At 63.7% G+C, this 26685-nt stretch carries 19 protein-coding genes, 1 tRNA gene and 2 rRNA genes; 15 read left to right on the top strand and 7 right to left on the bottom strand.

Annotated features, from left to right (window positions below):
- Window positions 1-171: 171 nt before the first annotated feature.
- The 3 genes from KTQ36_RS00765 (at window position 172) to KTQ36_RS00755 (ending at window position 3394) form a co-directional block, all read left to right on the top strand.
- Window positions 172-2962 (top strand): 23S ribosomal RNA (locus KTQ36_RS00765).
- 97 nt (window positions 2963-3059) lie between these two features.
- Window positions 3060-3174, top strand: a 5S ribosomal RNA gene (gene rrf, locus KTQ36_RS00760).
- Between the two features lie 143 nt (window positions 3175-3317).
- Window positions 3318-3394 (top strand) — tRNA-Met (locus KTQ36_RS00755).
- Window positions 3395-3434: 40 nt separating this feature from the next.
- Here the strand turns inward: KTQ36_RS00755 and KTQ36_RS00750 are convergent.
- Window positions 3435-4640, bottom strand: a complete 1206-nt coding sequence (locus tag KTQ36_RS00750; RefSeq protein ID WP_218631882.1) for an MFS transporter — start codon at window positions 4638-4640, stop codon at window positions 3435-3437.
- Window positions 4637-5686: a LacI family DNA-binding transcriptional regulator gene (locus KTQ36_RS00745; RefSeq protein ID WP_255553914.1), complete on the bottom strand. Its 1050-nt coding sequence runs from the start codon at window positions 5684-5686 to the stop codon at window positions 4637-4639. Before KTQ36_RS00745 ends, KTQ36_RS00750 begins: the two co-directional genes overlap by 4 nt.
- Before the next feature lie 164 nt (window positions 5687-5850).
- On the opposite strand from KTQ36_RS00745, the gene KTQ36_RS00740 reads away from it, so the two are divergent.
- The 4 genes from KTQ36_RS00740 (at window position 5851) to KTQ36_RS00725 (ending at window position 11306) form a co-directional block, all read left to right on the top strand.
- On the top strand, window positions 5851-8211 hold the full coding sequence (locus KTQ36_RS00740; RefSeq protein WP_255553913.1) for a glycoside hydrolase family 3 protein: 2361 nt from the start codon (window positions 5851-5853) through the stop codon (window positions 8209-8211).
- Window positions 8212-8307: 96 nt separating this feature from the next.
- Window positions 8308-9894 carry a sodium/sugar symporter gene (locus KTQ36_RS00735; protein WP_218631881.1) on the top strand — a complete coding sequence of 529 codons (1587 nt, stop codon included), beginning with the start codon at window positions 8308-8310 and terminating at the stop codon, window positions 9892-9894.
- Between the two features lie 19 nt (window positions 9895-9913).
- A complete protein-coding gene (glk, locus tag KTQ36_RS00730) occupies window positions 9914-10891 on the top strand; it encodes a glucokinase (RefSeq protein ID WP_218631880.1) in 978 nt (325 codons plus the stop codon).
- Window positions 10884-11306 carry a VOC family protein gene (locus KTQ36_RS00725; protein WP_218631879.1) on the top strand — a complete coding sequence of 141 codons (423 nt, stop codon included), beginning with the start codon at window positions 10884-10886 and terminating at the stop codon, window positions 11304-11306. Before glk ends, KTQ36_RS00725 begins: the two co-directional genes overlap by 8 nt.
- A gap of 13 nt (window positions 11307-11319) precedes the next feature.
- On the opposite strand, the gene KTQ36_RS00720 is transcribed toward KTQ36_RS00725, so the two are convergent.
- Window positions 11320-12114, bottom strand: a complete 795-nt coding sequence (locus KTQ36_RS00720) for a hypothetical protein (RefSeq protein ID WP_218631878.1) — start codon at window positions 12112-12114, stop codon at window positions 11320-11322.
- An 88-nt stretch (window positions 12115-12202) separates the two neighbouring features.
- Window positions 12203-14116, bottom strand: coding sequence for an acetate--CoA ligase (gene acs / locus KTQ36_RS00715; protein ID WP_345777710.1), 1914 nt, complete (start codon window positions 14114-14116; stop codon window positions 12203-12205).
- 106 nt (window positions 14117-14222) lie between these two features.
- Between acs and katG the strand changes: the two genes are divergently transcribed.
- From katG to KTQ36_RS00690, 5 genes are all read left to right on the top strand, one after another.
- Window positions 14223-16418: a catalase/peroxidase HPI gene (gene katG, locus KTQ36_RS00710; protein ID WP_218631876.1), complete on the top strand. Its 2196-nt coding sequence runs from the start codon at window positions 14223-14225 to the stop codon at window positions 16416-16418.
- Window positions 16419-16602: 184 nt separating this feature from the next.
- Window positions 16603-16872 (top strand): hypothetical protein, encoded by a 270-nt coding sequence (locus tag KTQ36_RS00705; protein ID WP_218631875.1) that lies wholly within the window; start codon window positions 16603-16605, stop codon window positions 16870-16872.
- 51 nt (window positions 16873-16923) lie between these two features.
- Window positions 16924-17571 carry a DUF6969 family protein gene (locus KTQ36_RS00700; RefSeq protein WP_218631874.1) on the top strand — a complete coding sequence of 216 codons (648 nt, stop codon included), beginning with the start codon at window positions 16924-16926 and terminating at the stop codon, window positions 17569-17571.
- 79 nt (window positions 17572-17650) lie between these two features.
- A complete protein-coding gene (locus KTQ36_RS00695) occupies window positions 17651-18061 on the top strand; it encodes a nuclear transport factor 2 family protein (RefSeq protein ID WP_218631873.1) in 411 nt (136 codons plus the stop codon).
- An 80-nt stretch (window positions 18062-18141) separates the two neighbouring features.
- Complete coding sequence (locus tag KTQ36_RS00690) at window positions 18142-19671, top strand: alanine/glycine:cation symporter family protein (protein ID WP_218631872.1); 1530 nt, start codon at window positions 18142-18144, stop codon at window positions 19669-19671.
- A gap of 42 nt (window positions 19672-19713) precedes the next feature.
- Here the strand turns inward: KTQ36_RS00690 and KTQ36_RS00685 are convergent, their stop codons facing one another.
- On the bottom strand, window positions 19714-20592 hold the full coding sequence (locus tag KTQ36_RS00685; RefSeq protein ID WP_218631871.1) for an arginase family protein: 879 nt from the start codon (window positions 20590-20592) through the stop codon (window positions 19714-19716).
- Between the two features lie 20 nt (window positions 20593-20612).
- Between KTQ36_RS00685 and hutI the strand changes: the two genes are divergently transcribed.
- The gene (gene hutI, locus KTQ36_RS00680; protein WP_255553911.1) at window positions 20613-21839 is read left to right on the top strand and encodes an imidazolonepropionase; all 1227 of its coding nucleotides are present in this window, start codon (window positions 20613-20615) and stop codon (window positions 21837-21839) included.
- Here hutI and KTQ36_RS00675 read toward each other — a convergent pair.
- Window positions 21836-23128: an SAM-dependent methyltransferase gene (locus KTQ36_RS00675; protein WP_218631870.1), complete on the bottom strand. Its 1293-nt coding sequence runs from the start codon at window positions 23126-23128 to the stop codon at window positions 21836-21838. The two genes, hutI and KTQ36_RS00675, sit on opposite strands and share 4 nt — an antisense overlap.
- A gap of 91 nt (window positions 23129-23219) precedes the next feature.
- Between KTQ36_RS00675 and hutU the strand changes: the two genes are divergently transcribed.
- Window positions 23220-24881 carry a urocanate hydratase gene (gene hutU / locus KTQ36_RS00670; RefSeq protein WP_218631869.1) on the top strand — a complete coding sequence of 554 codons (1662 nt, stop codon included), beginning with the start codon at window positions 23220-23222 and terminating at the stop codon, window positions 24879-24881.
- Between the two features lie 4 nt (window positions 24882-24885).
- Here the strand turns inward: hutU and KTQ36_RS00665 are convergent, their stop codons facing one another.
- Window positions 24886-25047, bottom strand: coding sequence for a Flp family type IVb pilin (locus KTQ36_RS00665; protein ID WP_218631868.1), 162 nt, complete (start codon window positions 25045-25047; stop codon window positions 24886-24888).
- 141 nt (window positions 25048-25188) lie between these two features.
- Between KTQ36_RS00665 and hutH the strand changes: the two genes are divergently transcribed.
- Window positions 25189-26685: a histidine ammonia-lyase gene (gene hutH / locus KTQ36_RS00660; RefSeq protein ID WP_218631867.1), complete on the top strand. Its 1497-nt coding sequence runs from the start codon at window positions 25189-25191 to the stop codon at window positions 26683-26685.

The raw sequence follows: 26685 nt of genomic DNA, 5'->3' as shown, positions 1-26685 counted from the left end.
CCGTGGACGGCATCTGGCTTTGGCCAGGTGACGTGCACTAAACATTAATTGATTATCTAGCTGAGCCGGCATCCTCCGCCGAGTAACGAGGATGTCGGATATTATGATGCACACCATCTCTTCAACCGAGAGGCTTCTGTCACGAGGCCTGTCGATGGTGGTGTGGATTCTCAAGCGTGAGGTAAGGGCAATTGGTGGATGCCTTGGCATGTACAGGCGATGAAGGACGTGGCACGCTGCGATAAGCTGCGGTGAGATGTGAGCAATCTTTGACCCGCAGATTTCCGAATGGGGAAACCCAACTTCACCATTTATTCTTATCCGTCTTCGGACGGGTACGGATAAATGGGAAAGTTATCACCTTAGTGAATATATAGCTTTGGTGAAGCAAACCCGGAGAACTGAAACATCTAAGTACCCGGAGGAAAAGACATCAACCGAGATTCCGTTAGTAGTGGCGAGCGAACGCGGACCAGGCCAGTGCCATTAAGTGAGTTAGCAGAAGGATTTGGAAAGATCCGCCAGAGTGGGTGACAGCCCCGTATGCGAAAACGATCTTAATGGACTTGAGTAGGGCGGGACACGTGAAATCCTGTCTGAATATCGGGGGACCACCCTCGAAGCCTAAATACTCGTACATGACCGATAGCGAACAAGTACCGTGAGGGAAAGGTGAAAAGCACCCCGATGAGGGGAGTGAAACAGTACCTGAAACCGGTTGCCTACAAGCAGTGGGAGGAGCCTTGAGCTCTGACCGCGTACCTCTTGCATAATGGGTCAGTGACTTAATGTATCAAGCAAGCTTAAGCCGATAGGTGTAGGCGCAGCGAAAGCGAGTCTGAATAGGGCGACTGAGTTTGATGCATTAGACCCGAACCCCGGCGATCTAGGCATGGCCAGGCTGAAGGTGCGGTAACACGCACTGGAGGGCCGAACCGTTGTATGTTGAAAAATGCTCGGATGAGCTGTGTCTAGGGGTGAAAGGCCAATCAAGCCGGGAAATAGCTGGTTCTCCGCGAAAACTATTGAGGTAGTGCCTCGGATGGTTTCCTCAGGGGGTAGAGCACTGGATGGATGCGGGCGGCGCGAGCCGTACCAATTCTAACCAAACTCCGAATACCTGAGAGTATAGTCCGGGAGACAGACGGCGGGTGCTAAGGTCCGTCGTCAAAAGGGAAACAGCCCTAACCAACAGCTAAGGTCCCCAAGTCATACCTAAGTGGGAAAGTATGTGGGAATCCCAAAACAACCAGGAGGTTGGCTTAGAAGCAGCCATCCTTTAAAGAAAGCGTAACAGCTCACTGGTCTAAATAAGGGTTCCTGCGACGAAGATGTAACGGGGCTAAAGGTATGCACCGAAGCTTTGGGTTCGTAGTTTACTACGAGCGGTAGCGGAGCGTTCTGTAAGTCTGTGAAGCCGAAGGGTAACCGACGGTGGAGATATCAGAAGTGCGAATGCTGACATGAGTAGCGATAAAGAGGGTGAGATGCCCTCTCGCCGAAAGACCAAGGGTTCCTGCGCAAGGCTAATCCGCGCAGGGTGAGTCGGCCCCTAAGACGAGCCCGAAGGGGGTAGTCGATGGGAAACAGGTTAATATTCCTGTACCTGGAGGTGTGTGACGGATCGCGTAAGTCGTTCTTTCTTATCGGATTGATAAGGGCGGCGAAGCGGTCCCAGGAAATAGCCCCTCCGTATAGACCGTACCCGAAACCGACACAGGTGGTCAGGTAGAGTATACTAAGGCGCTTGAGAGAAGGGTGTTGAAGGAACTCGGCAAATTGCCTCCGTACCTTCGGAAGAAGGAGGCCCCGTTAGAAGGCAACTTTTAGCGGGGGGCACAGGCCAGGGGGTAGCGACTGTTTAGCAAAAACACAGGGCTCTGCTAAGTCGGCTTCAAGACGACGTATAGGGTCTGACGCCTGCCCGGTGCTTGAAGGTTAAAAGGAGGAGTGCAAGCTCCGAATTGAAGCCCAAGTAAACGGCGGCCGTAACTATAACGGTCCTAAGGTAGCGAAATTCCTTGTCGGGTAAGTTCCGACCTGCACGAATGGCGTAACGACTTCCCCACTGTCTCCAACACCTGCTCAGCGAAATTGAATTCTCCGTGAAGATGCGGAGTACCCGCGGTTAGACGGAAAGACCCCGTGCACCTTTACTGCAGCTTCAGAGTGGCTGTGGGAAACAATTGTGTAGGATAGGTGGGAGGCTTTGAACTCTCGGCGCCAGCTGAGAGGGAGCCATTGGTGAAATACCACCCTGTTGTTTTCTATAGTCTAACCTCGAACCGTTATCCGGTTCAGGGACCCTCTGTGGCGGGTAGTTTGACTGGGGCGGTCGCCTCCTAAAGAGTAACGGAGGCGCGCGATGGTAGGCTCAGGACGGTTGGAAACCGTCTGCAAGAGTGCAATGGCATAAGCCTGCCTGACTGCGAGACTGACAAGTCGAGCAGAGACGAAAGTCGGTCATAGTGATCCGGTGGTCCCTCGTGGAAGGGCCATCGCTCAACGGATAAAAGGTACGCCGGGGATAACAGGCTGATAACCCCCAAGAGCTCATATCGACGGGGTTGTTTGGCACCTCGATGTCGGCTCATCACATCCTGGGGCTGGAGCAGGTCCCAAGGGTTTGGCTGTTCGCCAATTAAAGTGGTACGTGAGCTGGGTTCAGAACGTCGCGAGACAGTTTGGTCCCTATCTGCCGTGGGCGTCGATACTTGAAAGGAGTTGCCCCTAGTACGAGAGGACCGGGGTGAACATGCCTCTGGTGGACCTGTCATCGTGCCAACGGTGCAGCAGGGTAGCTATGCATGGACGGGATAACCGCTGAAAGCATCTAAGCGGGAAGCCTCCCTTGAGATAAGGTATCTTAGAGCGGTCGAAGACCACGACCTTGATAGGCCGGGTGTGGAAGCGCAGTAATGCGTGGAGCTAACCGGTCCTAATTGCTCATATCGCGCTTGATGGATCCCACCATCATCGACAGTCCTTGACTGTCAGCGTGCATCATACGCTCAGCAGACAATCACGATTTCTAGAATTTCAATACACTCGTCCCATTGCTTGGTGACCATAGCGTCCGTGACCCACCCGATCCCATCCCGAACTCGGCCGTGAAACCGGACAGCGCCGATGGTACTACCGCTTAAGCGTTGGAAGAGTAGGTCGTCGCCAGGCATTGCGACGAGTGTGTTGGACCCATTCTCAATGTTACATGAAACCGCTGCTGGTACACTGGCGGCGGTTTTCGTGTTTATAGGCCGAGCCGGCCATGCCAGCACGCGCGAAGCGTGCCGTCATTACGGCTCAGCTGATGGTGCCGCGGGGTGGAGCAGTCCGGTAGCTCGTCAGGCTCATAACCTGAAGGTCGTTGGTTCAAATCCAACCCCCGCAACCATCAAAAACACCCGCCCTCGTGGCGGGTTTTTTTGTGTCTGCTATCGGACCGAACGGATCCCTGCGATGGCGATCGCTGCGATCGTGGCGCCTGCTGCTGCTGCACCCAGCATCATGCGCAGCGTCGCCGCCTCGAAACTGACGGCTGCGAGCAACAATGCGACCGAGGGCGCGATGATGGCGGGAAGCGTGTTGGTGAGATTCATCACGCCAAGCATCGCGCCACGCCGATGGTGGCCTGCGAGCAGCTGAGCTACGAGCGCGCTGTCGACCGACAGGAAGGCGGTAAGCGCCGCGGTGAAGATCGCATAGCCGGCAAGGATCACGCGCCAGTCTGGCGCCCAGGCGAGCAGCAATAGTGCGCCTCCCGCTGCGAGCGAGGTTGCGATCAGCGGCAACTTGCGCCTCCCCGACCGATCGCTCAGCCGCCCGGCGATGATCCCTGCGGCAAGCGACACGATCGTGGCGATGACGCTCAGCGTCGCGACGCCTTCGGAAGCACCCTGGGATGGGAAAACGGCGCTACGACCGGCAACGAGGTCGACATAGAGGTAGAGATAGGAAAGGATCATCGCGGCACCGGTCTGGATGGCGAGCCGGGCGATCCATGCAAAAGCAAAATCGCGCGGCAACAGGCTGGCAGCGAGTTGTGCGCGCTCCGCCTTCGCTTCGACCAGGGGCAGCGCCCTGGGCCACAGGCTGACGAGCGGCAGCACGGCCAGCGCGATCGCCCCCGCCAGCAGCAGGAAAGGCCATCGCGCATCCTGTGTACTGATGAAGCCCAGCAACCCGATCGCGAGCCCCGCGAGTGGCAGCGCCATGTTGAGCCAGCCGGCGATCCAGCCCTTTCGCTCGTGCGGGACATGGTCGGTCAGAAGCGCGCCGAGTGGGGCGAACATGACATTCAGGCTGACTTGGAAGCAGACCATCGAGAGCGCGAGGCTCGGTACGGTGAAGGCCTGCGAGAACAGGACATAGCTGACCACGAGCAGCGCGAGCCCGATCGCAATCGGGCCGCGGCGGTTGCCATGCCGCGCGATCCAGCGGTCGCTGAAGGCGCCCGATGCGATGTGCGCCAGGCTGGCCGTCACCCCGCCGAGCAACAGTAATTGGCTGAGTAGGACGAGCGGTTCGCCGTCCGCTATGGCCTCGACCCGGCGCGGAAGCAGCAGGACGAGGAGTGGAAGAAAGCCGAGATGGGCGCCGAGATTGGCGAGAATGTAGAGCGGAGTGAAGCGCCCGATCATTCAGGCGCGGGGCCAGTCGTCTCGCGTTCGATCAGCTCGAAGGGGACGACCTGGTCGCCTTCGGGGGCGCCGCCTTCTGCTGCATCCATCAGCAATTCGCACCCGCGCGCGATCATCGCCGCGGTGGGTTGGCGGATGGCGGTCAACGGCGGCACTGAAAAGCGCACGCCCGGCGTGTCTTCGAAACTGATGACCGAAAGCGACTTGGGTACCTCGATCCCCATCGCGTCGGCGACATGCAGGATCGCGAAGGCCATCTCGTCATTCTCCGCGATGATCGCAGTCGGGCGGTCATCGCGCGAGAGCCATTCCTTGGCAAGTTGCGCCGCATTTTCGAAATGGAACTCGGCGGCCTCGATCAGCGGGGTCAGTTCCGCCTCCTCCATGGCCGCGCGATAGCCTTTCTTGCGGTAATAGCTTCCCCGATATTCGGCGCTGCCGGCCATCAGCGCGATGCGTTCGTGCCCAAGATCGGTGAGGTGGCGCACCGCCGTTTCGGCCGCGGCCGCTTCGTCCATGTGGATCGCGGCAGCGTCGATGTCTTCGTTGGGGAGCCCGATGCGGACGAACGGGCGCTTGAGATCGGTCAGCAGGTCGGCAAGCGCCAAGTTCTCGCTATGCGGTTGCGTCAGGATGAACCCGTCGGGTTGCAGGCTCGAGAGGACACGCCGGACCTGGCGCACTGCCTCGTCGGGTTCGGTATCCACGAGCTCGAACAGCATATGATAGCCGCGCTTCTCGCAGGCCAGCATGCCGCCATAGAGCATTTGGTCGACCCAGTCGTTGCCGCGCCCGGCAGACCAGTTTTCGATCGTGCGTTGGCGGTCGTTGATGGCCATGATCAGGAAGCTCCGCGCGCCGCCCATCCGCCGCGCGGCGAGGTTGGGAACGTAACCGAGATCCGCGATCGCTTCCTCGATCCGCTCGCGGACCGCTGGCTTGACGCCCGGCTTGTTGTTCATGACCCGGCTGACCGTTTGGCGCGAAACGCCGGCCGCTTTCGCGACGTCTTCGATGGTGATCGAACCGCGCTTGCCCATGGTCATGAAACCCCCTTGCGACAGGTCGTTGCATCATTCCAGATTTTTCGCAATTGTGAACGCTCACTTTTTTGACTATCACTGGTCGCGACGATGCGTGAGCCGGGGGATATGGCGGCGCACCCGAACAGTTGGGAGGATGTTCAGTGAGGTTTTCTGGCGCCAGCATATTGGCACTCGCGCTCATCGGTTGCACCAGTGCGAATGGCCCCGCGGCAATGGAGCCGACCGCGCCCGTGGTCGTCGACCAGCGCGCGGCCGAAGACGCCGTCATCGCCGATATCGTCTCGCGTATGAGCCTCGAGCGGAAAGTCGCGCAGCTCATCCAGCCGCAGATCAACAGCTTCACCGCCGAGGATATGGAGCGCTATCGCTTCGGCTCCTATCTTAATGGCGGCAATGGCGGGCCTTATGGTGATGAATTCGCCGAAGGGCCGGAATGGCTGCGCCTGGCCGACGAGATGTGGGATGCCTCGACCAGGCCGCTCGAAGGGGACGAGCCGGTCATCCCGACCATGTGGGGCACCGACGCGGTGCACGGTCACACCAATGTCGTTCGCGCCACGATCTTCCCGCACAATATTGCGCTTGGCGCGACGCACGATCCCAATCTCGTCCGACTGATCGGCGCGGCGACCGCGACCGAGATCGAGGTTACCGGCATCGACTGGAATTTTTCGCCCACCGTGGCTGTTGCGCGTGACGATCGCTGGGGGCGGACGTACGAGAGCTATTCCGAGGACCCTCGGCTTGTCGCCAGGATGGGCGCTGCGTTGGTCGAAGGGCTGCAGGGCAAGCCGGGAGACGAAGACTGGCTTCGCCGCGGGCGCGTGGTCGCGACGGCCAAGCATTTCTTCGGCGATGGCGGCACTGCCCAGGGCGTCGACCAGGGCGAGGTGAAGGGCGACATCGCGGCGCTCAAGGCGATCCACGCCGTGCCCTATCCGGCGGCGATCGATGCAGGCGTGCAGTCGATCATGGCCAGCTTCAACTCGATCAACGGGAAGAAGATGCACGGCCACAAGGAGTTGCTCGACGACTATCTGCGCGGGGAGCTTGGCTTTGACGGGCTGGTCGTCGGCGACTGGAACGGCCACGGCCAGGTCGCCGGCTGCACCGTCACCGACTGTGCGCAGGCGATCAATGCCGGGCTCGACATCTATATGGTGCCCGACGACTGGAAGGGCCTGATGGACACGCTGACCGCCCAGGTCGGCGACGGTACCGTGTCGATGGCGCGCATCGACGAGGCCGTTAGCCGCGTCCTGCGCGTCAAGTATCGCGCCGGCCTGCTCGACGAAAATGCGCTCAAGCCGTCGGCCCGTCCCAATGCGGGCGAGTGGGAAAAGCTCGGCTTCGCCCCCCACCGCGCGGTCGCGCGCGAGGCGGTGGCCAAGAGCCAGGTGATCCTCAAGAATGACGGCGTGCTCCCGATCAAGGACGGCGCCGACATCCTCGTCGCGGGCAAGGCCGCCGACAGCATCGCGCAGGCCTCGGGAGGCTGGACGCTGACCTGGCAGGGCGGGGGCGAGCTGACCAATGCCAACTTCCCGGGCGCGACCTCCATCTGGGCGGGCATCGAGGAAGCGGCGTCGGCAGCCGGTGGCAGCGCGACCTACGCTCCCGATGGTAATTACGCCGACGAGCCCGACGTCGCGATCGTGGTGTTCGGCGAAGAGCCCTATGCCGAGTTCGCCGGCGACCGGAAGAACCTCGCTTTTCCGGACGAGGAGGGGCTGAACCTCCTGAGAAAATTCGACGCAGCCGGCATCCCGACGGTTGCCGTCTTCCTCTCGGGGCGTCCACTCTGGATGAACCGCGAGATGAATGCTTCCAACGCATTCGTCGCCAGCTGGCTTCCGGGCAGCGAGGGCGCGGGCGTTGCCGACATCCTGTTCGGAAAGCGCGAAGCGACCGGCAAGCTGTCCTTCAGTTGGCCCGCGACGTGCGAGGGCAATCCGCTCAACGGCCCCGAGGGCGCCTTGTTCGCATTCGGCTATGGCCGCTCGCTCGACGACGCGAGCCCGACACCGATGCTCGACGAGAATTGCGCCGCGCTGACCGAGGGGGCGGCAGCCGACTGGTACGTCAACGGGCGTCTTGCCGACGGCGTGCTCGCGAATACCGCAACCGGCAAGCTCGACAACCTGCGCGGCACGGCCGGCGGGATCACCGCCACCGGCCTCGACCGCAATGCGCAGGAAGATGCGCGGCAAATCCGCTTCGCGCCGGGTGCGTCGTTCGACCTGCAGCAGCAGGGCGGCAGCAGCGGGATCGGCTATCGCATCGCCTACGAAGTGCTCGAGCGTCCGACCGCACCCGTGGTCATGCGCGTCGGCGGCGAGACCGTCGATATCACGCACCAATTGTCGGTCGCAGCCGGCAAGGGCTGGCGCGAAATGATCGTCACAGAAGCGTGCGCCGCCGACCTTGGCCCGAGCATCGGGTTCGCGTCGCAAGGCGCCTTCACGATGCGCATCGGCACGGTGGTGCGCGAGGAGTTTGCACAAGGCACCGACTGCTCATTCTAGCGGTGCATTCGAATGCATGATGGACGCGGCGCCAACGCTCGTTACCATCGCATGGCAACAGGAAGGCGGGCCTGCCGCCGACGGGGGAGAGAATAGATGGCACTCGAAACGATCGATATCGTCATCATCGCGCTGTACGCGCTCGCGCTGCTGGGCATCGCGCTGAGCGTCAGTCGCGAGCCGGCCGGCCACCAGAAGAATACCGAGGACTATTTCCTCGCCGGCCGCGCCTTGCCCTGGTGGGCGATCGGCGCCTCGCTCATCGCGTCGAACATCTCTGCCGAGCAGATCATCGGCCAGTCGGGTCAGGGCTATGCGGTCGGCATCGCCATCGCCGCCTACGAATGGCAGGCCGCACTGGTCCTGATCATCGTCGCCAAATATTTCCTGCCTATCTTCCTCGACAAGCGCATCTACACGATGCCGCAATTCCTCAAGCAGCGGTACGGCGAAGGCGTGAAGAAGCTGATGAGCGTCTTCTGGGTCGCGCTCTACACCGCCGTCAACCTGACCACGGTGTTGTGGCTCGGCGGGCTGGCCGTATCCTCGCTGACCGGCTGGAGCGTCATGGGATCGATGGCGGCGCTCGCGGCGTTCGCGGCGCTCTACTCGCTCTATGGCGGGCTGAAGGCGGTCGCGCTGACCGACATCATCCAGGTCGTCATCCTGCTGCTGGGCGGGCTCGCGATCACCTGGATCGCGCTCGATGCGCTCGAAGGCGCCGATGGAGCCCTGGGCGGCCTGGCGCTGCTCATGAGCGAGATGCCGGGGCATTTCGAAATGATCCTCGACGAAGCCCATCCGGCCTATTCGGACCTGCCGGGTATCTGGACATTGCTCGGCGGCCTGTGGGTCCTGCACTTCAGCTATTGGGGTTTCAACCAGTATATCATCCAGCGTGCGCTGGGCGCCGAGAACCTCGCCGAAGCGCAGAAAGGTCTCGCCTTCGCGGCCTTCCTCAAGCTGCTCGTTCCCTTCATCGTCGTCATCCCGGGCATCGCCGCGGTGATGCTCGCGCAGCAGGGGATGGTTGACGGCGGCGCGCTCGAGGCGCGTAGCGACAGCACCTATGGCGAGCTGATGGGCATGGCGCCCGCAGGACTGCGCGGCCTCGTCTTCGCGGCGCTGGTCGCAGCGATCGTCTCCTCGCTCGCCTCGATGATGAACTCGATCTCGACCATCTTCACGATGGATCTCTACAAGGACGCGCGGCCGAACGAGAGCGAACAGCACTACGTGAAGGTCGGCCGGGTCACCGCCTTTGCCGCCATGGCCATCGCGCTGGTTCTTGCCCGCCCCTTCATCGGCGGGTTCGAAAGCGGCTTCCAGACGGTGCAGGAATATACCGGCTTCATCGCGCCCGGCGTGGTGATCGTCTTCCTGCTCGGCTTCTTCGACAAGAAATCGAACACCGCGGGCGCGTTCACCGCGCTGATCGGTTCGGTGCTGATGAATGTCGCGATGAAGTTCGGCGCGCCCGACGTGCCCTTCATCCTGCGCATCTGGATCGTCTTCCTGGTCGCGCTGGTCGCCGCAATGGTCGTCAGCCGCATGACGGCCGGCCCGCGCGACGACCAGATCGTGAAGGTGCGCGACATGAGCTTTGCGACTTCGGCGCTGTTCAACATGCTGTCGCTGGTCGTGATCGCGATCCTCGCGGGCCTCTATATCTGGCTATGGTAACGCGCTAGGGAGCGAGCCGATGACAGGCTCTCGCACGATCGCGGTCGCAGATGTCGGCGGCACCCACGCCCGCTTCGCGCAGGCGCAAATTGCGGGCGGGCAGGTCATCGGGCTCGGCGATCCCGTCACGCTGGGCACTTCCGATCATGCGAGCTTCCAGTCTGCGTGGCAGGACTATGTCGCCGGGCTGGACGGCGGGGCGCCCGATGCGCTGTCGATCGCCTTTGCGGGTCCGGTCACGGGCGAGGTGCTCAAGCTCACCAACAACCCGTGGGTGATCCGCCCGGCGCTGGCGCAGGAAAAGCTGGGCGTGAAGGACTTCCTGATCGTCAACGACTTTGCCGCCGTGGGTTATGCCGCAGCGCAGCTGGACGAGGATTGCTTCCTCCATTTGACCGGTCCCGCAGGGCCGTTTCCCGCCGAGGGTGTGATGACCGTGGTCGGTCCGGGCACCGGGCTGGGCGTAAGCCAGGTGCTCAAACGCGACGGGCACACCCATGTGATCGCGACCGAGGGCGGGCATATTGACTTCGCCCCGCTCGACAGTCTCGAAGACCAGATCCTCGAACGGCTGCGGCGGCGCTATCTGCGCGTGTCGGTCGAGCGCGTCGCCTGCGGGTCGGGACTGGTCAACATTTACGAGGCGCTGGGCAAGATCGAGGGCAAGCCGGTCAAGGAGCTCGAGGACAAGGCGCTGTGGCAGCTGGCGATGTCGGGCAAGGATGCGCTCGCGTCCGCGGCGCTCGACCGCTTCTTCCTGACTTTGGGTGCAGTCGCGGGTGACCTGGCGCTGGCGCAGGGCGCCAACCAGGTCGCGATCGCCGGCGGGCTCGGTTATCGCCTACGCGACCATTTCGCGCGCTCGGGCTTTGCCGACCGCTTCATCGCCAAGGGGCGGTTCGAGCGGCGCATGGAGGCGATCCCCGTCAAGCTCATCACCCACCCGCAGGCCGGGCTCTACGGCGCGGCGGCGGCGTTCGCGCAACGCTATGGCTGAGCGCCCGCCTTTCCATCTCGCCTTTCCCGTCGACGACCTCGACGCCGCGCGCGGCTTCTATCGCGACGTGCTCGGCTGCCGCGAGGGCCGGTCGAGCGAGACGTGGGTCGATTTCGATCTCGCGGGACACCAGATCGTGGCTCACCTCGACCCCGCGCACGAGGGCAAGGCGCGGACTAATGCGGTCGACGGCGACGAGGTCCCGATCTTTCATTTCGGACTGATCCTGACGGTCCCCGACTTCGAAACGATGGCCGACAGGCTGAAGGCCGCCGACGCGGACTTCATCGTGGAGCCGCGCGTGCGATTCAAAGGTCAGCCGGGCGAACAGCACACGATGTTCGTGCGCGATCCCGCAGGCAACGGGCTCGAGTTCAAGGCCTTCGCCGACCCGTCACGTATCTTTGCGCGATAGCTACTGCGAAGGGTTAAGCAGGCAGCATGGCTTTGCAGGCCTCGACGCGCACCTTGTAAGAGGCGATGTCGTCGGTCAAAAGTTTGACCTCGGGATCGTCGCCGCGATTAGTCGTTGCTGCGTCGGCCAATTGCTGGGCCTCGCGGATCGAGCGAACCGTAGCGCTATAGTCAGGAACCGATTGCAAGTTGTTGAGCTTAAGTTGCAACGATAGCGCGACGGCTCTTGCGGCATCAACGGTGATCTGCTCGCGTTCGTCTAGCATGTGGCTAACATAATTCATGTTTTGGTCGCCTAAGAACGATTGCAGCGTCTTGGCGCGCGAAAGCGATGCGTCGTAGCTCGCATCGAGTGCCTTTTTCTCGGCAATGTCCGCAACGACGAAACGGTCGATTAGCGCCTTCTCGACGGCCTTGATTCCTACATATTCCTCTCTCAGGCACAGGGTTGCTCGCGATGCCTGAATCAGCAGCGCCATTCTTTCGCTAGCCATCATATAGTTCTTCGCCGCACCGGCGCCGGAACCTGCAGCTCCGGCGATTATTCCGACATCCGTGCCGGCACCAAGCGCCATGGCCGTCGTCCCACCCAGCGCCGCCAAGGTCGTCACAATAGCGAGGTCGTCCTGAGTATCGGCCACCTTTGACATGGCATCTTCGTACGTCGTGAGATGCTGATCAAGATAAACTGCGACCGGATCTTGATTGGAAATCGAGGCCGACATCTTGGGCATCGTATAGTTGGCCGTGCTGCACGCCGACGTCGTTGCAACGGCACAGATAAGAATCGCCTTCGTCGAGAATCGCATCGCTTCCCCCTTGGCCGCTCTTCTCGAACGGACGCTAACGATTCGGCATATCGAGTTTACTTATGTTGTTGCAGAAAGTGAAGGCCGGCTACGATTTGCGCCCCTCGATCAGCGCATCGACCACCGACGGGTCGGCGAGCGTCGACGTGTCTCCCAGCGCGCCATAGTCGTTCTCGGCAATCTTGCGCAGGATGCGCCGCATGATCTTGCCCGAGCGAGTCTTGGGCAGCGCGGCGGTGAAGTGGAGATGGTCGGGCGTCGCGATGGGGCCGATGTCGCCGCGCACCTGCTGGCGCAGTTCGGCGTCGAGCGCGTCGTCGCCTTCGATGCCCTCCATCGGCGTGACATAGGCATAGATGCCCTGCCCTTTGATGTCGTGCGGGTAGCCGACGACCGCGGCCTCGGCGACCTTGGGATGCGCGACCAAGGCGCTTTCGATCTCCGCGGTCCCCATGCGGTGTCCCGACACGTTGAGCACGTCGTCCACCCGCCCGGTGATCCAGTAGAACCCGTCCTCGTCGCGGCGGCATCCGTCGCCGGTGAAATAGCGGCCCGGGAAGGTCGAGAAATAAGTGTCGATGAAGCGCTGGTGATCGCCATAGACCGTCCGTGCCTGTCCGGGCCAGCTGCGCGCGATGCAGAGATTACCTTCCGCGGCACATTTCAGCACTGCGCCCTCGCCATCGACGATCAGCGGCTCGACACCAACCATCGGACGGCCCGCAGCGCCGGGCTTGGTCGGCGTGCCGGGCAGCGAAGTGATCATCACGCCGCCCGTTTCGGTCTGCCACCACGTGTCGACGACCGGGCAGCGCCCATTGCCGACGACTTCCGAATACCAGCGCCACGCTTCGGGATTGATCGGCTCGCCCACCGTACCGAGAATGCGCAAACTGTCGAGCGAGCGGCTGGTGACCGGATCGTCGCCCTCGCGCATCAGCGCACGGATCGCGGTCGGCGCGGTGTAGAACAGCGTCACCCCATATTTGTCGCACACGTCCCAGAAGCGGCCCGCATCGGGCCACGTCGGCACGCCCTCGAACACCACCTGCGTCGCGCCGTTGAGCAGCGGGCCGTAGGCGACGTAGCTATGGCCGGTGATCCAGCCGATATCGGCGGTGCACCAATAGACGTCGTCGGGCCGGTGATCGAAGACCTCGGCAAAGGTCAGCGCGGTCCAAACGCCATAGCCGCCGGTGGTGTGCAGCACCCCCTTGGGCTTGCCGGTCGAGCCCGACGTGTAGAGCGCGAACAGCGGATCCTCGGCGTCCATCTCCTCGCACGGCACGGGGTCGTCCGAGGCGACCTCGTCGAACCAGCGGTCGCGGCCTTCGACCCAGTCGATCTCGTCCCCCGTGTGGCGCACGACCAGCACCGCCTCGACCTCGACCCCGTCCTGCGCGAGCGCGGCGTCGACATTGGCCTTGAGCGCGACCGGCTTGCCGCCGCGGCGTCCGGCATCCGCCGTCACCACGAAGCGGCTTTCGCAATCGACGATGCGGCCTGCCAGCGCGCTGGGCGAAAAGCCGCCGAACACCACCGAATGGACCGCCCCGATCCGCGCGCAGGCGAGCATGGCGGCGACACCTTCGGGCACCATCGGCATGTAGATGGTGACGCGATCGCCCTTGGCGACGCCGATCGCCTTCAACGCATTCGCCATGCGCACCACCAGCGCGTGCAGGTCCGAAAAGGTAAGCGACCGCGCTTCACCCTTCGGATCGTCCGGTTCGAAATGCAGCGCAACCTTGTCGCCCTTGTCGGCAAGGTGCCGGTCGATCGCGTTGTGACAAAGGTTGAGCCGACCGTCCTCGAACCACTTGATATCCACCGGATCGAACGACGCGTTGCCGGCCTTGCTCGGAAAGCGGTCCCAGTCGAGCCGCTTCGCTTCCTCCAGCCAAAAGGCGTCGGCGTCGTCCAGCGAGCGGGCGTAGCGGTCGTTCATCTCGTTCTCCGTCCTGTCCGCCCGACTGTGCATCGCATGATGGAACTTGGCAATCGACTGGAGCGATTGATCAGACGCAACTAATCGATTGGACACCCGCAAGGCTGCGGGTTCATCAGACGGTCGACGAACCGACTCAAACCCAGAGGGGACTTTTCAGATGGATAAGAAAACCGGCGAAGGCTTTAGCGGCTGCCCGATGAGCGGTAGCTCGCCCGAACTACGATCGCTGCTCGGCCGCACCAACCGCGATTGGTGGCCCGACCAGCTCGATCTCGAAATCCTGACGCAGCACGGCAAGACCGTCGACCCGATGGGCGAGGATTTCGACTATGTCGAAGCCTTCAAGAGCCTCGATTATGACGCGCTCAAGGCCGATCTCACCGCGCTGATGACCGACAGCCAGGAATGGTGGCCGGCCGACTATGGCCATTATGGCCCCTTCTTCATCCGCATGGCGTGGCACGCCGCGGGCACCTATCGCACCGGCGACGGGCGCGGTGGCGCCTCGAGCGGGCAGCAGCGTTTCGCCCCACTCAACAGCTGGCCCGACAATGGCAACCTCGACAAGGCCCGCCGCCTGCTGTGGCCGATCAAGAAGAAGTACGGCAACAAGATCAGCTGGGCTGACCTGTTCGTGCTGACCGGCAACGTCGCTATCGAAAGCATGGGTGGCCCGGTGTTCGGCTTCGGCGGCGGCCGCGCCGATGTGTTCGAACCCGAAACCGTCTATTGGGGCACCGAAGAACAGTGGGTCGACACCGGCGCGCCCACGCGCATCCATCCCGATGAGGGCAAGGCGCTCGAAAATCCCCTCGCCGCGATCCAGATGGGCCTCATCTACGTCAATCCCGAGGGTCCGGGCGGCAATCCGCACGATGCCGAGGGCATGGCGCGCGACATGCGCGAGACGTTCAGCCGCATGGCGATGAACGACGAGGAAACCGTCGCGCTGACCGCGGGTGGTCACGCTTTCGGCAAGGCCCACGGCGCCAAGCCCGCCGACACGTTTGGTGGCGCGCCCGAGGGCGAACATCTTCACCACATGGGCTTCGGCTGGCTCACCGATCCGGAAGAGATCGGCAAGGGTCACATCACCACCTCGGGCATCGAGGGGGCATGGACGCCCAACCCGACCGAGTGGGGCAACGACTATTTCCGACTGCTGTTCAAGTATGACTACGAGCTGGTCCAGTCGCCCGCGGGCGCCAACCAGTGGCAGCCGATCGATCCGGACCCCGAAGACATGGCGCCCGATGCGCGCGATCCGTCCAAGAAGGTCCCGACGATGATGACCACGGCGGACATGGCATTGAAGCGCGACCCCGAATACCGCAAGATTTCAGAGCGTTTCCGCGACGACCAGGCGGCGCTCGACGACGCCTTCGCCCGCGCCTGGTTCAAGCTGACCCACCGCGACATGGGACCCAAGGTCCGTTACCTCGGACCGGAAGTGCCCGAAGAGGACCTCATCTGGCAGGATCCGACGCCGGCGGGAACCAAGCCGTCCGACGGCGCGGTATCCGAATTCAAGTCCAAGGTGCTCGATAGCGGCCTCTCGGTCAGCGAACTGGTCAAGGCGGCCTGGGCGTCGGCTTCGACCTATCGCAACTCGGACCATCGTGGCGGTGCCAATGGCGCACGCGTCCGGCTCGAGCCGCAGAAGGGCTGGGCGGTCAACGATCCCGACGAGCTGTCCAAGGTTCTCTCGAAGCTCGACGAGCTGCGTGGTGACCTCTCGATGGCCGACGCGATCGTCCTCGCCGGTGCTGCGGCCATCGAGAAGGCAGCCAAGGATGGCGGCTATGACATCAGCGTGCCTGTCACGACCGGACGCGGGGATGCCAGCCAGGAGCAGACCGACGCCGAGAGCTTCGAACCGCTCGAGCCCTTCGCCGACGGTTTCCGCAACTACCTGAAGACCAAGGCAAGCGTGAAAACCGAGGACATGCTGATCGACCGGGCGCACCTGCTCGGCCTGTCGGTGCCCGAGATGACCGCGCTGCTTGGCGGCATGCGCGTGCTCGGCGCCAATACCGGCAATGCCAAGCATGGCGTCTTCACCGACCGTGTCGGCACGCTGTCGAACGACTTCTTCGTCAACCTGCTCGAAATGGGCACGGTGTGGGAAGTGGTCGACGAGAGCGGCGACGAAGAATTCCTCGGCAAATGCCGCAAGTCGGGCGAGGAGAAGTATCGCGCCACACGTACCGACCTCGTCTTCGGCTCCAACTCGCAGCTGCGTGCGGTCGCCGAAGTCTATGCCGAGGACGGCCACGAAGAGAAGTTCGTGAAGGACTTCGTCGCGGCCTGGACCAAGGTGATGGACGCGGATCGCTTCGACCTGCGTTACTGAGTTCAATCAAGGCTCACAGCGAGAGGGGCTGTCGGGAGACCGGCGGCCCCTTTTCTTTTCATGTCGGCTCCGTCATGGTCGCCGCTTCGGACTGCGTCTTGCGGGGGGGCGCATCCTGGGGCTGGCCCGGGCGCGGCTGGCGACAGGCAACTCACCAAAGAGCGCCCGACCTGGGAGATGCCCCATGAAAACCGTCAAACTCACTTCGATGCTCGCCGTGGCCGGCGGCCTAGCCATGGCCACCAGCGCCTGCGGCGAAGGTGCGACCGAAGCCGAAGAAGCCGCCGCCGAAGAAGCCGTCGAAGACGCCGTTGCCGCCACCGGCTGCTGCGCCGCGATGGACGACAAGGAAGGGTGCTGTGCAGCCGAAGGCTGTTGCGCCGCCCATGACGACAAGGATGGATGCTGCGCTGCCGCCGACGACAAGGACGGCTGCTGCGCCGCTGCCGAATAACAAGGCCCGATACGGCAGGGCGGCCATTGTCGCCCTGCCGGGTTCGGAACCATGTTGGACGAGCGTGAAGCCGGACGGATCGTCGTCGAGACGGTCACGCAGATGGCGCGTGAGCAGCGCCCTCTCATGATGCGCGTGCTTCCCGAGGGGCCACCGCGCTACTGGAAGCATTTTCCCGAGAAGGACGCGCGCGACGCGCGGACTAAGGCGCGCTGGTATTACCATGTCCATGCCGATGGCGATCGCGATGCCGACGAACATGGTCACTTCCATCTCTTCCTGCACCGCACCCAGATCGACCCCGGCGCCAAGCCGATCGCCATCCCGCCGCAGGGCGAAGATGCCAGGGCCAAGGTCGTGCACCTCGCCGGACTGTCGATCGACCAGGTCGGCATTCCGCGCGCCTGGTTCATGACCAACCGCCACGTCACCAACGAGTTCATGTACCCGGCCGAAACGCTAATTGCGCACCTTTCCGCGTACGACGTCGACGAGACGAGAGAGGATGCGACCGTCAACCGCTTCCTCACCGCGATGGTGGCGCTGTATCGCGACGAACTGGCCGAGCTCATCGAGGAGCGCGACGCTGCGCTCGACGCGCTGGGCGACGATCCGGAGCGGTTCGAGAAGGGCCATGACGTCCTCTCCCATCGCAAGATCGATCTCGATGCGAAGATCGGCGCGCTGGGGCTCTTCTAGGCACCATTCATCGAAAGCGGCTTGTCGGCACGGCCCTGCCGCCTAGGCTCGGCTTCAACGCAACAGGGGAGATCCGACCATGATGATCACGATGGCGATGGCGCTGATCGGCGCCAATGCGCTCGACACACAGGACCGGTGCGCGGGCGCCGTCGAGGCGGTCCAGGCCGCCTATGTCGACGGCATCTGGCGCAACCGCGATGCCGAGGCCGTCGCCAACGGCTTTCACGAAAATTTCGTGATGCAGGCGGTGCGCGACGGGGCGGTCGCCTCGATCTCGATCGACGACTGGGTCGGCGGCCGCATGGACGGCACGCCCAACGAAGACACGGTCGAAGCCGACCTCGAACTGCTCGACTGTTCGGGCGACATGGCGATGGTACGCGGCGAATTGTCGGTCAACGGGACGCCGACCTTCATCGACGTACTCGGGCTCTACCGCCTCGATGGCGACTGGAAGATCGTCACCAAGCAATTCGTTCGTCCCTGACCATCCTTGCTTGCTTGTGCGCCCGGCACCGCTATCGTGGCGCATCCTTTTTGTAAGAGCGCTGGGGGAGGCGCACTCTAATGATCGATCAAATCGTCAACGTCAGCGACTTCATCTGGGGTGGCACGTGGAATGGCAACGAAGTCATCCCGTTCCCGCCGATGGTCCTGATCCTGCTCGGCATCGGCCTGTGGATGATGGTGGGACTTCGCTTCTACCCGATCCTCGGGCTCGGCACCGCGTTCAAGAACCTGTTCAAGGGCCGCAAGGGCTCGGGCGCGGGTGAAATCTCGCCCTTCGCCGCGCTTTCCACGGCGCTGTCGGGGCAGGTCGGGACCGGCAACCTTGCCGGTGTCGCCACCGCCATCGCGCTGGGTGGCCCCGGCGCCATCTTCTGGATGTGGGTGACCGCCCTGATCGGCATGGCGTTAGCCTTCGCCGAGGGCAGCCTTGCCATCCGTTATCGTTCGCAAAATGCCGAGGGCGTCTATCGCGGCGGCCCGATGACCTACATCCTCATGGGGCTGGGCAAGAAATGGACCTGGCTCGCGGTGCTCTTCTGCATCGGCACGCTCGCATCGGCGATGGTGACGGGCAATTCGATCCAGGCCAACTCGGTCGCCGATAGCTTCGGCGAACTGTTCGGCATGGAAGAATGGCTTGCCGGCGTGATCGTCGCGGTGGCGGTGTTCATCGTCATCATCGGCGGAATCAAGTCGATCGGCTCGGTCGCGGAAAAGATCGTGCCGTTCATGGCGGTCGCCTACCTGATCATGGCTTTGCTCGCGCTGGTCCTCAACGCGGGCGACCTGCCCGAAACCTTCGCGCTCATTTTCAAGGGCGCGTTCGGCTTCGACGCGGCGGCCGGCGGCTTTACCGGCGCGATGATCATGATGGCCATCCGTGCCGGCGTGGCGCGCGGCCTGTTTTCGAACGAGGCGGGTCAGGGTTCGACCCCGATCGCGCACGCGGTCGCGCAGACCGACGACCCGCGCTCGCAGGGCAACATGGCCATGCTCGGCACCTTCATCGACACCATCGTCATCTGCACGATGACCGCGTTGGTGATGCTGACCGTGGCTGGCGACTTCCAGCTGACCGATCCTGAAACGGGCGCGGTGAGCACGGTGGCGCATGCCTGGCAGTCGGACCTGCAGGGCTTCGAGATGACCTCGGGTGCGTTCGCGGCAGCCTTCCCGCTGCCGGTGCTGGGGGTCCCGATCGGATCGCTAATCGTGTCGGTCGCGCTGATCCTGTTCGTGTTCACCACGCTCCTCACGTGGAGCTATTATGGCGAACGCGCGATCACCTTCCTTTACGACCGCACGCCGGGTGCGAGCCTCAAGGGCGAGAAGACGCTTCACCTCCTGTGGCGCCTCCTGTGGTGCGTAATCATCTACGTCGGCGCCTCGCTCGACCTGACCCTGGTCTGGCGTCTCGGCGATATCTCCAACGCCGCCATGGCGCTGCCCAACCTCGTCGCGCTCGCGGCGCTGTCGGGCGTCGTCTTCGCGCTGGCGAAGGGCGACAAGACGGCGGGCAAGACGCACGACGTCAAGGAAGTGCGCAATCTCGCGGGGGCGGAACCGCCTCCGGGTGCAGGCCACTAGGTCGAAACAGGGAAAGGCCGGGGTTCGCTCCGGCCTTTTTCTTTAGCGGCTTTCGAAGCCGGCGAGCAGTTCGGCGAGCCAGCGGCCCGCGACGAGGCTCGACAGGTCGGTCGGGTCGAGCGGCGGATCCCATTCGCAAAGGTCAATCATCTTGACCTTCGGCTGCGCCGCGAGCGCGCGCACGGCAGCGAAGAAGTCTCGTGCCTGCATACCGGCGGGCCGGGCGCCCGGCGCACCCGGGAATTGCGCCCGGTCGATCACGTCGATGTCGCAGTCGACCATGATGGCGTCGCAGTGCGCGACATGCGCCAGCGCCGCTTCGACCGCGGCATGGATGCCATGTTCGTCGACCTGCGCCTGCGTGATGACGCGATTGCCCGCTGCGAGCGCGTCGCGGTGCATCGCGGCGCTATTGGCGAACGGCGCAAGCCCGATCTGCGCGATATTGGCGCCCGGCAGCCCGTCCTCGATCAGCGCGCGGACCGGATTGCCGTTGCGCAGGCCCTGCTCGGTCTCGCGCATGTCGAAATGCGCGTCGAGCGTAATGAGGCCGACTCGTTCGAACGGCAGCCCCAGCGCGTGTACGCCCGGTCTCGTCACCCCATTGTTCCCACCGATGAGCAGCGTGAGGTCGTGGCGCTCGACGCTGATCGCGCAGGCGTCGCGAATGGGGCCGGTGGCGTCTTCGATGCTCAGCCCCGCAATCGCGACATCGCCATGATCGGCAATCCGACTGGCAAGCTCCTCGCCCGTATCGATGTCGTAGCGGCCGATCCGCGCCATGACCTTGCGCAGCAATTCGGGCGCGAGGTCGCAGCTTCCTGGCGTCACCGATCCGGTCGCCAGCGGCGCGCCGACCAGTCCGATCGGCGCATCGGCGTCTCGTTCGACCAGCAAATCGGCAAGGTTGGGCCAGCTCATGGCTTGACGGATAGCACGGCATGGGCGCATCGCCAGCCTTCATGTGGGAACGCCTCCTCACCGACTGCCACGTCGCCACCATGGTCCCCCAGCCGGGCAACCCGCTGGGCATCATCGAAAATGCCGCGATCGGCATCGACGACGGCAAGATCGTGCGTGTCGCCAAGCGGACCGAACTGGCGGGTTTCCGCGCCGCCCAGGTCACTGCGCTGGGCGGGGCGTGGGTCACGCCCGGGCTGATCGACTGCCACACCCATCTCGTGTTCGGCGGCAATCGTTCCGAGGAGCACGCCATGCGCCGCGCGGGCGCGACTTATGAAGAGATCGCCGAGGCGGGCGGCGGCATCGTCTCGAGCGTCGCCAAGACCCGCGCCGCGAGCGAGGAAGCGCTGCTGGCCTCCGCCCGCCGCCGCCTTGAAGCGTTGGCCAAAAGCGGCGTCACCACCATCGAGGTCAAATCGGGCTACGGGCTAGATGTCGAGACCGAATTGAAGATGCTGCGCGTCGCGAAGTCACTCGACGGCCACAAGGGCGTGACCGTGGTCCCGACGCTGCTCGCGCTCCATGCGCTGCCGCCGGGCGTCGACCGCCGCGACTATGTCGACCGCGTCGCGAAAGAAACGATCCCCGCCGTCGCGCGCGAAAGGCTCGCCAACAGCGTCGATGCCTATCTCGAAGGCATCGCCTTCACCCGCGACGAGGTGGAGAAGATTTTTACCGCCGCGCAGGCGGTCGGGCTCCCCGTGCGGCTCCATGCCGAGCAGCTCTCCAACCAGCAGGGCGCCGCGCTCGCCGCCAAGCACAAGGCGCTGTCGGCAGACCATCTCGAACATCTCGACGAGGCCGGGGTGAAGGCGATGGCGGCTTCGGGCACGGTCGCTGTGCTGCTGCCCGCCGCCTATTACTGCCTGCGCGACACAACACCGCCGCCGGTCGACCTCCTGCGGAAGCACAAGGTTCCGATCGCCGTGGCGACCGATTGCAATCCGGGTACTTCGCCGACCCTGTCGCTCCCGCTGGTCATGAACATGGGGTGCACCTTGTTCGGGCTGACCCCCGAGGAAGTCGTCGCGGGGACCACCGTGCATGCCGCCCGCGCGCTCGGGCTAGCGCATGACCGTGGCGCGCTCGCGCCCGGCAAACGCGCCGACCTATGCGCCTGGAATGTCGAGAATCTGGCGGAGCTTGGCTACTGGATCGGCCTGCCCGGCCCCGACCGCCGCATCGTCGCGGGCGCGGACGCCTAGCTGTCCGCGCGCGACAAGGGGAGGCCGGTCAGTCCCGTTCGCCGCCGCATCGCCAGCGTCTGGAAGTCGTAGATGGCGCCGCGCCTGAAGCCCATCGCCGACAGCGCGAAATACATCAGCCACAGCCGCACGCGTCCGCCCCCCACCATGCGCTCGGCCTCTTCGCGACGCGCGTAGAGATTCTCGCTCCACGCCTTGAGCGCGAGGAAATAATGTTCGCGCATGCTCTCGACGTCGCGAATTTCGAACTTGTTGCGCTCCATATTGGTGATCGTCATGCCGATATGGTCGAGCTCCCCGCCCGGGAAAATATAGCGGTTAAGCACCTTCATGTAGGAGGTCGGCTTGCGCAGCAACTTTGGGTCGAGCGGCGCGCGGCGCGTGATCGCGTCGTGCAGGTAGAGCCCGCGCGGGCGCAGCAGGTCGTGGACATGGCGGAAATAGGCGTCGTGATTGTCCAGTCCGACATGTTCGAACATGCCGACCTGGATGATCTTGTCATACTGTCCCTCGGGCACGATCGAGCGGAAGTCGCACAGTTCGATCGTGACGAGGTCGCTCACCCCCATCCGCTCCGCGCGCGCGATCGCCTCGTCATGCTGTTCCTGCGACAGGGTCACGCCGTGCACGCTCGCGCCGAAATGCTTGGCCGTATGGCAGGCCATGCCGCCCCACCCGCAGCCGATGTCGAGCACGCGGTCGCCCGGCTCCAGCGCGAGCTTGCGGCAGATATGGTCCATCTTGGCGATCTGTGCCGCCGCCAGTTCGGTGTCGAGCGCGGCGAAATAGCCCGGCGAATATTGCATCTCGGGGTCGAGGAAGAGCTCGTAAAATTCGTTCGACACGTCGTAGTGGAAGGCGATCAGTTCCTGGTCGTCGCGACCCTCCTCAGGCCTGTCGGCGACACGCTTGTCGAAGTCGAGCCCGCCTTTCGCGTCGCCGCGTACGAACAGGAACGGCCAGGCATTCTTCAGCAGCAACCACTTGTCGAGCGTCCGCTTCAGGCCCAGCGCGCGCATATGGTCCCATCGGTCGAGCGCCTCGAGCGGGCTGCCGCCGACGAAATCGAGCTGTCCGGCGATGAACAGTTCGAACACCGTCATGAGCTTGGGCGAGCGCACCAGTCGCCCGATCGCCTGCGGGGAGCGAATGGCCAGCCGGATGTCGTCGCGCGCGCCCGGTCCGAGCGGCACCACCTCGCCATTCCACAGCTCGACGCTGATGTCGGCTTCGAGCTTGTGGGCGATATGTGCCATGATCGCACGCGCATTCGCAACCAGGTCGGCCATGCAAACTCCTTCGTTCTGCGACCCGTTGCAGGTCCGCTTGCGCGATGCAACGGGCCTTGGGCTTCGCGGCGACAGGCGCTAGAGGCGTGCCATGACCAATGCTCGACGCGACAATAGCCGTATCATCCGCGCCCGCACCGGGGCCGAGAAGATCGCCAAACACTGGACCACTGAAGCGGCGGTCCGCATGCTGCAGAATAATCTCGACCCTGATGTGGCGGAGGACCCGCAGGCGCTGGTCGTCTATGGCGGGATCGGTCGCGCGGCGCGCAATTGGGCTGCCTACGACAAGATCGTCGAGACGCTCGAGCGGCTGGAAGAGACCGAGACGCTGCTGGTCCAGTCGGGCAAGCCGGTCGGGGTCTTTCCGACCCACAAGGATGCCCCGCGCGTCCTGATCGCCAACTCCAACCTCGTCCCCAAATGGGCCAATTGGGAGCATTTCAACGCGCTCGATGCCAAGGGCCTGATGATGTACGGCCAGATGACCGCGGGCAGCTGGATTTACATCGGCAGCCAGGGGATCGTACAGGGCACCTACGAGACCTTTGCCGAAATGGGCCGCCAGCATTTTGGCGGCGACCTGTCGGGCAAGTGGATCCTGACCGCGGGCCTTGGCGGGATGGGGGGCGCGCAGCCGCTCGCGGCCGTCATGGCGGGCGCGCACTGCATCGCCATCGAATGCCAGGAAAGCCGGATCGAGAAGCGGCTCGAAACCCGATATCTCGACCATCGCGCCGCCAGCATCGAGGAGGCGCTCGAGATTATCGGGAAGGCAGACTGTCCGGTCAGCGTCGGCGTCCTCGGCAACGCTGCCGAAATCCTCCCCGAAATGGTCGAAAAAGGTATCCGTCCCGACGCGGTGACCGACCAGACGTCGGCGCACGATCCGGCCAACGGCTACTGCCCTGCCGGCTGGAGCGCCGCGAAATGGGTCGAGATGCGCGAGAAGGATCCGGCGCTGGTCGCGGCAGAGGCACGAAAGTCGATGGCTGCACATGTTCGCGCCATGCTTGCGTTTCACGAAATGGGCATCCCGACCTTCGATTACGGAAATAATATCCGTCAGGAAGCTTTCGACGAAGGCGTCGAGAACGCATTCGACTTCCCCGGCTTCGTTCCGGCTTACGTCCGTCCGCTCTTCTGTCGCGGTATCGGCCCGTTCCGCTGGGCCGCGCTCTCGGGCGATCCCGAGGATATCGCCAAGACCGACGCGAGAGTGAAGGAGCTGATCCCCGACGACCCGCACCTCCATCGTTGGCTCGACATGGCCAAGGAGCGCATCGCCTTCCAGGGGCTGCCCGCGCGCATCTGCTGGGTTGGGCTAGGCCAGCGCCACCGTCTCGGGCTCGCCTTCAACGAAATGGTGAGGAACGGAGAGCTGAACGCGCCGGTCGTGATCGGCCGCGATCATCTCGATTCAGGCTCGGTCGCTTCGCCCAACCGCGAGACCGAAAGCATGTTGGACGGATCGGACGCGGTCAGCGACTGGCCGCTCCTCAACGCGCTGCTCAACACGGCGGGCGGCGCGACCTGGGTCTCGCTCCACCATGGCGGCGGCGTTGGCATGGGCTATTCGCAACATAGCGGCGTCGTGATCGTCGCCGACGGCAGCGACGATGCTGCCGAGCGATTGAAGCGGGTGCTGTGGAGTGATCCCGGCACCGGCGTCATGCGCCATGCCGATGCAGGGTATGAAATCGCCAAGGAATGCGCGCGCGAGCAGGGGCTCGATCTGCCCATGCTCGACTGACGCGTCAGTCCATCTCGGTTTCGATGCCGTTATACTGGTTGGTGACCCCGTTGCCGAGGTTCTGGTAGCCCGCCAGCGCGGCCACCGCGATTAGCGACGCGACGACGGCATATTCAATCGCGCTCGCAGCATTTTCGTCGACAATCAGCAATTTGAAGATACGCATGGTAACCCCCTGATGATTTCGGCAGGTGTTTAACCTGCGATGGTCAACACAGGATTAACGATAGTCGATCCGGTTTGCGCATCCTCTGTTCACGCTTGAAAAAACTGTGACTGGCAAGCGCTTTTCTGGCAGAGGCGGCGCATGATACTCGACCCACCAAAGGTTTCGCTCGACCAGCTTCGTCAGCTGTGGCGCGGCGCCGACTGTAAGCTCGCCGACAGCGCGAAGGACGCCATCCGCCAGAGCCACAAGGCGGTCGAACGGATCGTCGCGTCTGGCGAGACGGTCTATGGCGTGAATACCGGCTTCGGATTGCTCGCGAGCGAGCGTATCCCCGCCGAACGGCTGGCCGAGCTCCAGCGTAACCTCATCCTCTCGCACAGCTGCGGGCTGGGCGAACCGCTCCCGCGCCACGTCACGCGCTTGATGATGATCCTCAAGCTGATCGGGCTTGGTCGCGGCGCCTCGGGCGTGCGGCTGGAACTGGTCGAGGCATTGCAGGCGCTGGTCGATGCCGATGCCATCCCCGAGGTTCCAAGCCAGGGGAGCGTCGGCGCATCGGGCGACCTCGCCCCGCTCGCGCACATGACCGCGACCCTGCTCGGCGAGGGATGGATCGACCTCAAGGGCGAGCGCATGCCCGCCGCCGACGCGCTCAAGGCCATCGGCCTCGACCCGGTCGTGCTCGGCCCCAAGGAGGGGCTGGCGATGATCAACGGGACGCAGGCGTCGACCGCCATCGCGCTCGATGCCTTGTTCCTTGCCGAACGTGTGTTCGACGCCGCGCTCGCGGCGGGCGCCTTGTCGGTCGATGCGCTGAAGGGCAGCGTCAAACCGTTCGATCCGCGTATCTCCGAACTGCGCGGCCAGCCGGGACAGATCCGCGTCGCAGCCGCGCTGCGCGACTGGCTCGAAGGCTCCGAGATCGTCGACAGCCATCACCGCTGCGGCCGCGTGCAGGACCCGTACAGCTTCCGCTGCCAGCCGCAGGTCATGGGCGCCTCGTCCGACCTGCTCGCCAAGGCCGCCGAGATACTCGAGGTCGAGGCACGCGCGGTCACCGACAACCCGGTCCTGTTCGGCACTGCCGAGGACGAGCCCGACGAAGCCATTTCGGGCGGCAATTTCCACGCCCAGCCGGTCGCCTTCGCCGCCGACATCATCGCCATGGCGCTATGCGAGGTCGGGTCGCTGTCCGAACGCCGCACCAGCGTGCTGGTCGATCCCAAGATGAGCGGGCTGCCCGCCTTCCTGATCGACGATGGCGGGGTGAATAGCGGCCTGATGATTCCGCAGGTGACCGCTGCGGCGCTGGTCAGCGAGAACAAGACGCTGGCCCATCCCGCCAGCGTGGATTCGATCCCGACCAGTGCGGGGCAGGAAGACCATGTTTCGATGGCGCCGATTGCCGCGCGCAAGGCCGGCCAGATCGCACGCAACGCGGCGGGGGTGGTCGCGGTCGAGCTGATCGCGGGCGCGCAAGGCGTCGACTATCACGCGCCCTTGAAGACCAGCCCGAAACTGCAGGCGCTCCACGAAAAGATCCGCGCCCACAGCGCCTATCTGATCAGTGACCGCTACTGGGCCGACGAGATGGCCGCGCTGCAGGAAGCAGTGCTGGCGGGGGAATTGGGCTGA

It is taken from the genome of Sphingomicrobium clamense (genome assembly GCF_019264355.1).
Taxonomy (GTDB): Bacteria; Pseudomonadota; Alphaproteobacteria; order Sphingomonadales; family Sphingomonadaceae; genus Sphingomicrobium; species Sphingomicrobium clamense.
Note: the sequence above shows the minus strand (reverse complement) of the source record. Positions and strands in the feature narration are given on the sequence as shown.

What these genes read in the sequence shown, in the direction of transcription:
- KTQ36_RS00750 (WP_218631882.1), bottom strand. Translation starts at nt 4,640, where the DNA reads ATGATCGGGCGCTTCACTCCGCTCTACATTCTCGCCAATCTCGGCGCC.
- KTQ36_RS00745 (WP_255553914.1), bottom strand. Translation starts at nt 5,686, where the DNA reads ATGACCATGGGCAAGCGCGGTTCGATCACCATCGAAGACGTCGCGAAA.
- KTQ36_RS00735 (WP_218631881.1), top strand. Translation starts at nt 8,308, where the DNA reads ATGGCACTCGAAACGATCGATATCGTCATCATCGCGCTGTACGCGCTC.
- glk (WP_218631880.1), top strand. Translation starts at nt 9,914, where the DNA reads ATGACAGGCTCTCGCACGATCGCGGTCGCAGATGTCGGCGGCACCCAC.
- KTQ36_RS00725 (WP_218631879.1), top strand. Translation starts at nt 10,884, where the DNA reads ATGGCTGAGCGCCCGCCTTTCCATCTCGCCTTTCCCGTCGACGACCTC.
- KTQ36_RS00720 (WP_218631878.1), bottom strand. Translation starts at nt 12,114, where the DNA reads ATGCGATTCTCGACGAAGGCGATTCTTATCTGTGCCGTTGCAACGACG.
- katG (WP_218631876.1), top strand. Translation starts at nt 14,223, where the DNA reads ATGGATAAGAAAACCGGCGAAGGCTTTAGCGGCTGCCCGATGAGCGGT.
- KTQ36_RS00705 (WP_218631875.1), top strand. Translation starts at nt 16,603, where the DNA reads ATGAAAACCGTCAAACTCACTTCGATGCTCGCCGTGGCCGGCGGCCTA.
- KTQ36_RS00700 (WP_218631874.1), top strand. Translation starts at nt 16,924, where the DNA reads ATGTTGGACGAGCGTGAAGCCGGACGGATCGTCGTCGAGACGGTCACG.
- KTQ36_RS00695 (WP_218631873.1), top strand. Translation starts at nt 17,651, where the DNA reads ATGATGATCACGATGGCGATGGCGCTGATCGGCGCCAATGCGCTCGAC.
- KTQ36_RS00690 (WP_218631872.1), top strand. Translation starts at nt 18,142, where the DNA reads ATGATCGATCAAATCGTCAACGTCAGCGACTTCATCTGGGGTGGCACG.
- KTQ36_RS00685 (WP_218631871.1), bottom strand. Translation starts at nt 20,592, where the DNA reads ATGAGCTGGCCCAACCTTGCCGATTTGCTGGTCGAACGAGACGCCGAT.
- hutI (WP_255553911.1), top strand. Translation starts at nt 20,613, where the DNA reads ATGGGCGCATCGCCAGCCTTCATGTGGGAACGCCTCCTCACCGACTGC.
- KTQ36_RS00675 (WP_218631870.1), bottom strand. Translation starts at nt 23,128, where the DNA reads ATGGCCGACCTGGTTGCGAATGCGCGTGCGATCATGGCACATATCGCC.
- hutU (WP_218631869.1), top strand. Translation starts at nt 23,220, where the DNA reads ATGACCAATGCTCGACGCGACAATAGCCGTATCATCCGCGCCCGCACC.
- KTQ36_RS00665 (WP_218631868.1), bottom strand. Translation starts at nt 25,047, where the DNA reads ATGCGTATCTTCAAATTGCTGATTGTCGACGAAAATGCTGCGAGCGCG.
- hutH (WP_218631867.1), top strand. Translation starts at nt 25,189, where the DNA reads ATGATACTCGACCCACCAAAGGTTTCGCTCGACCAGCTTCGTCAGCTG.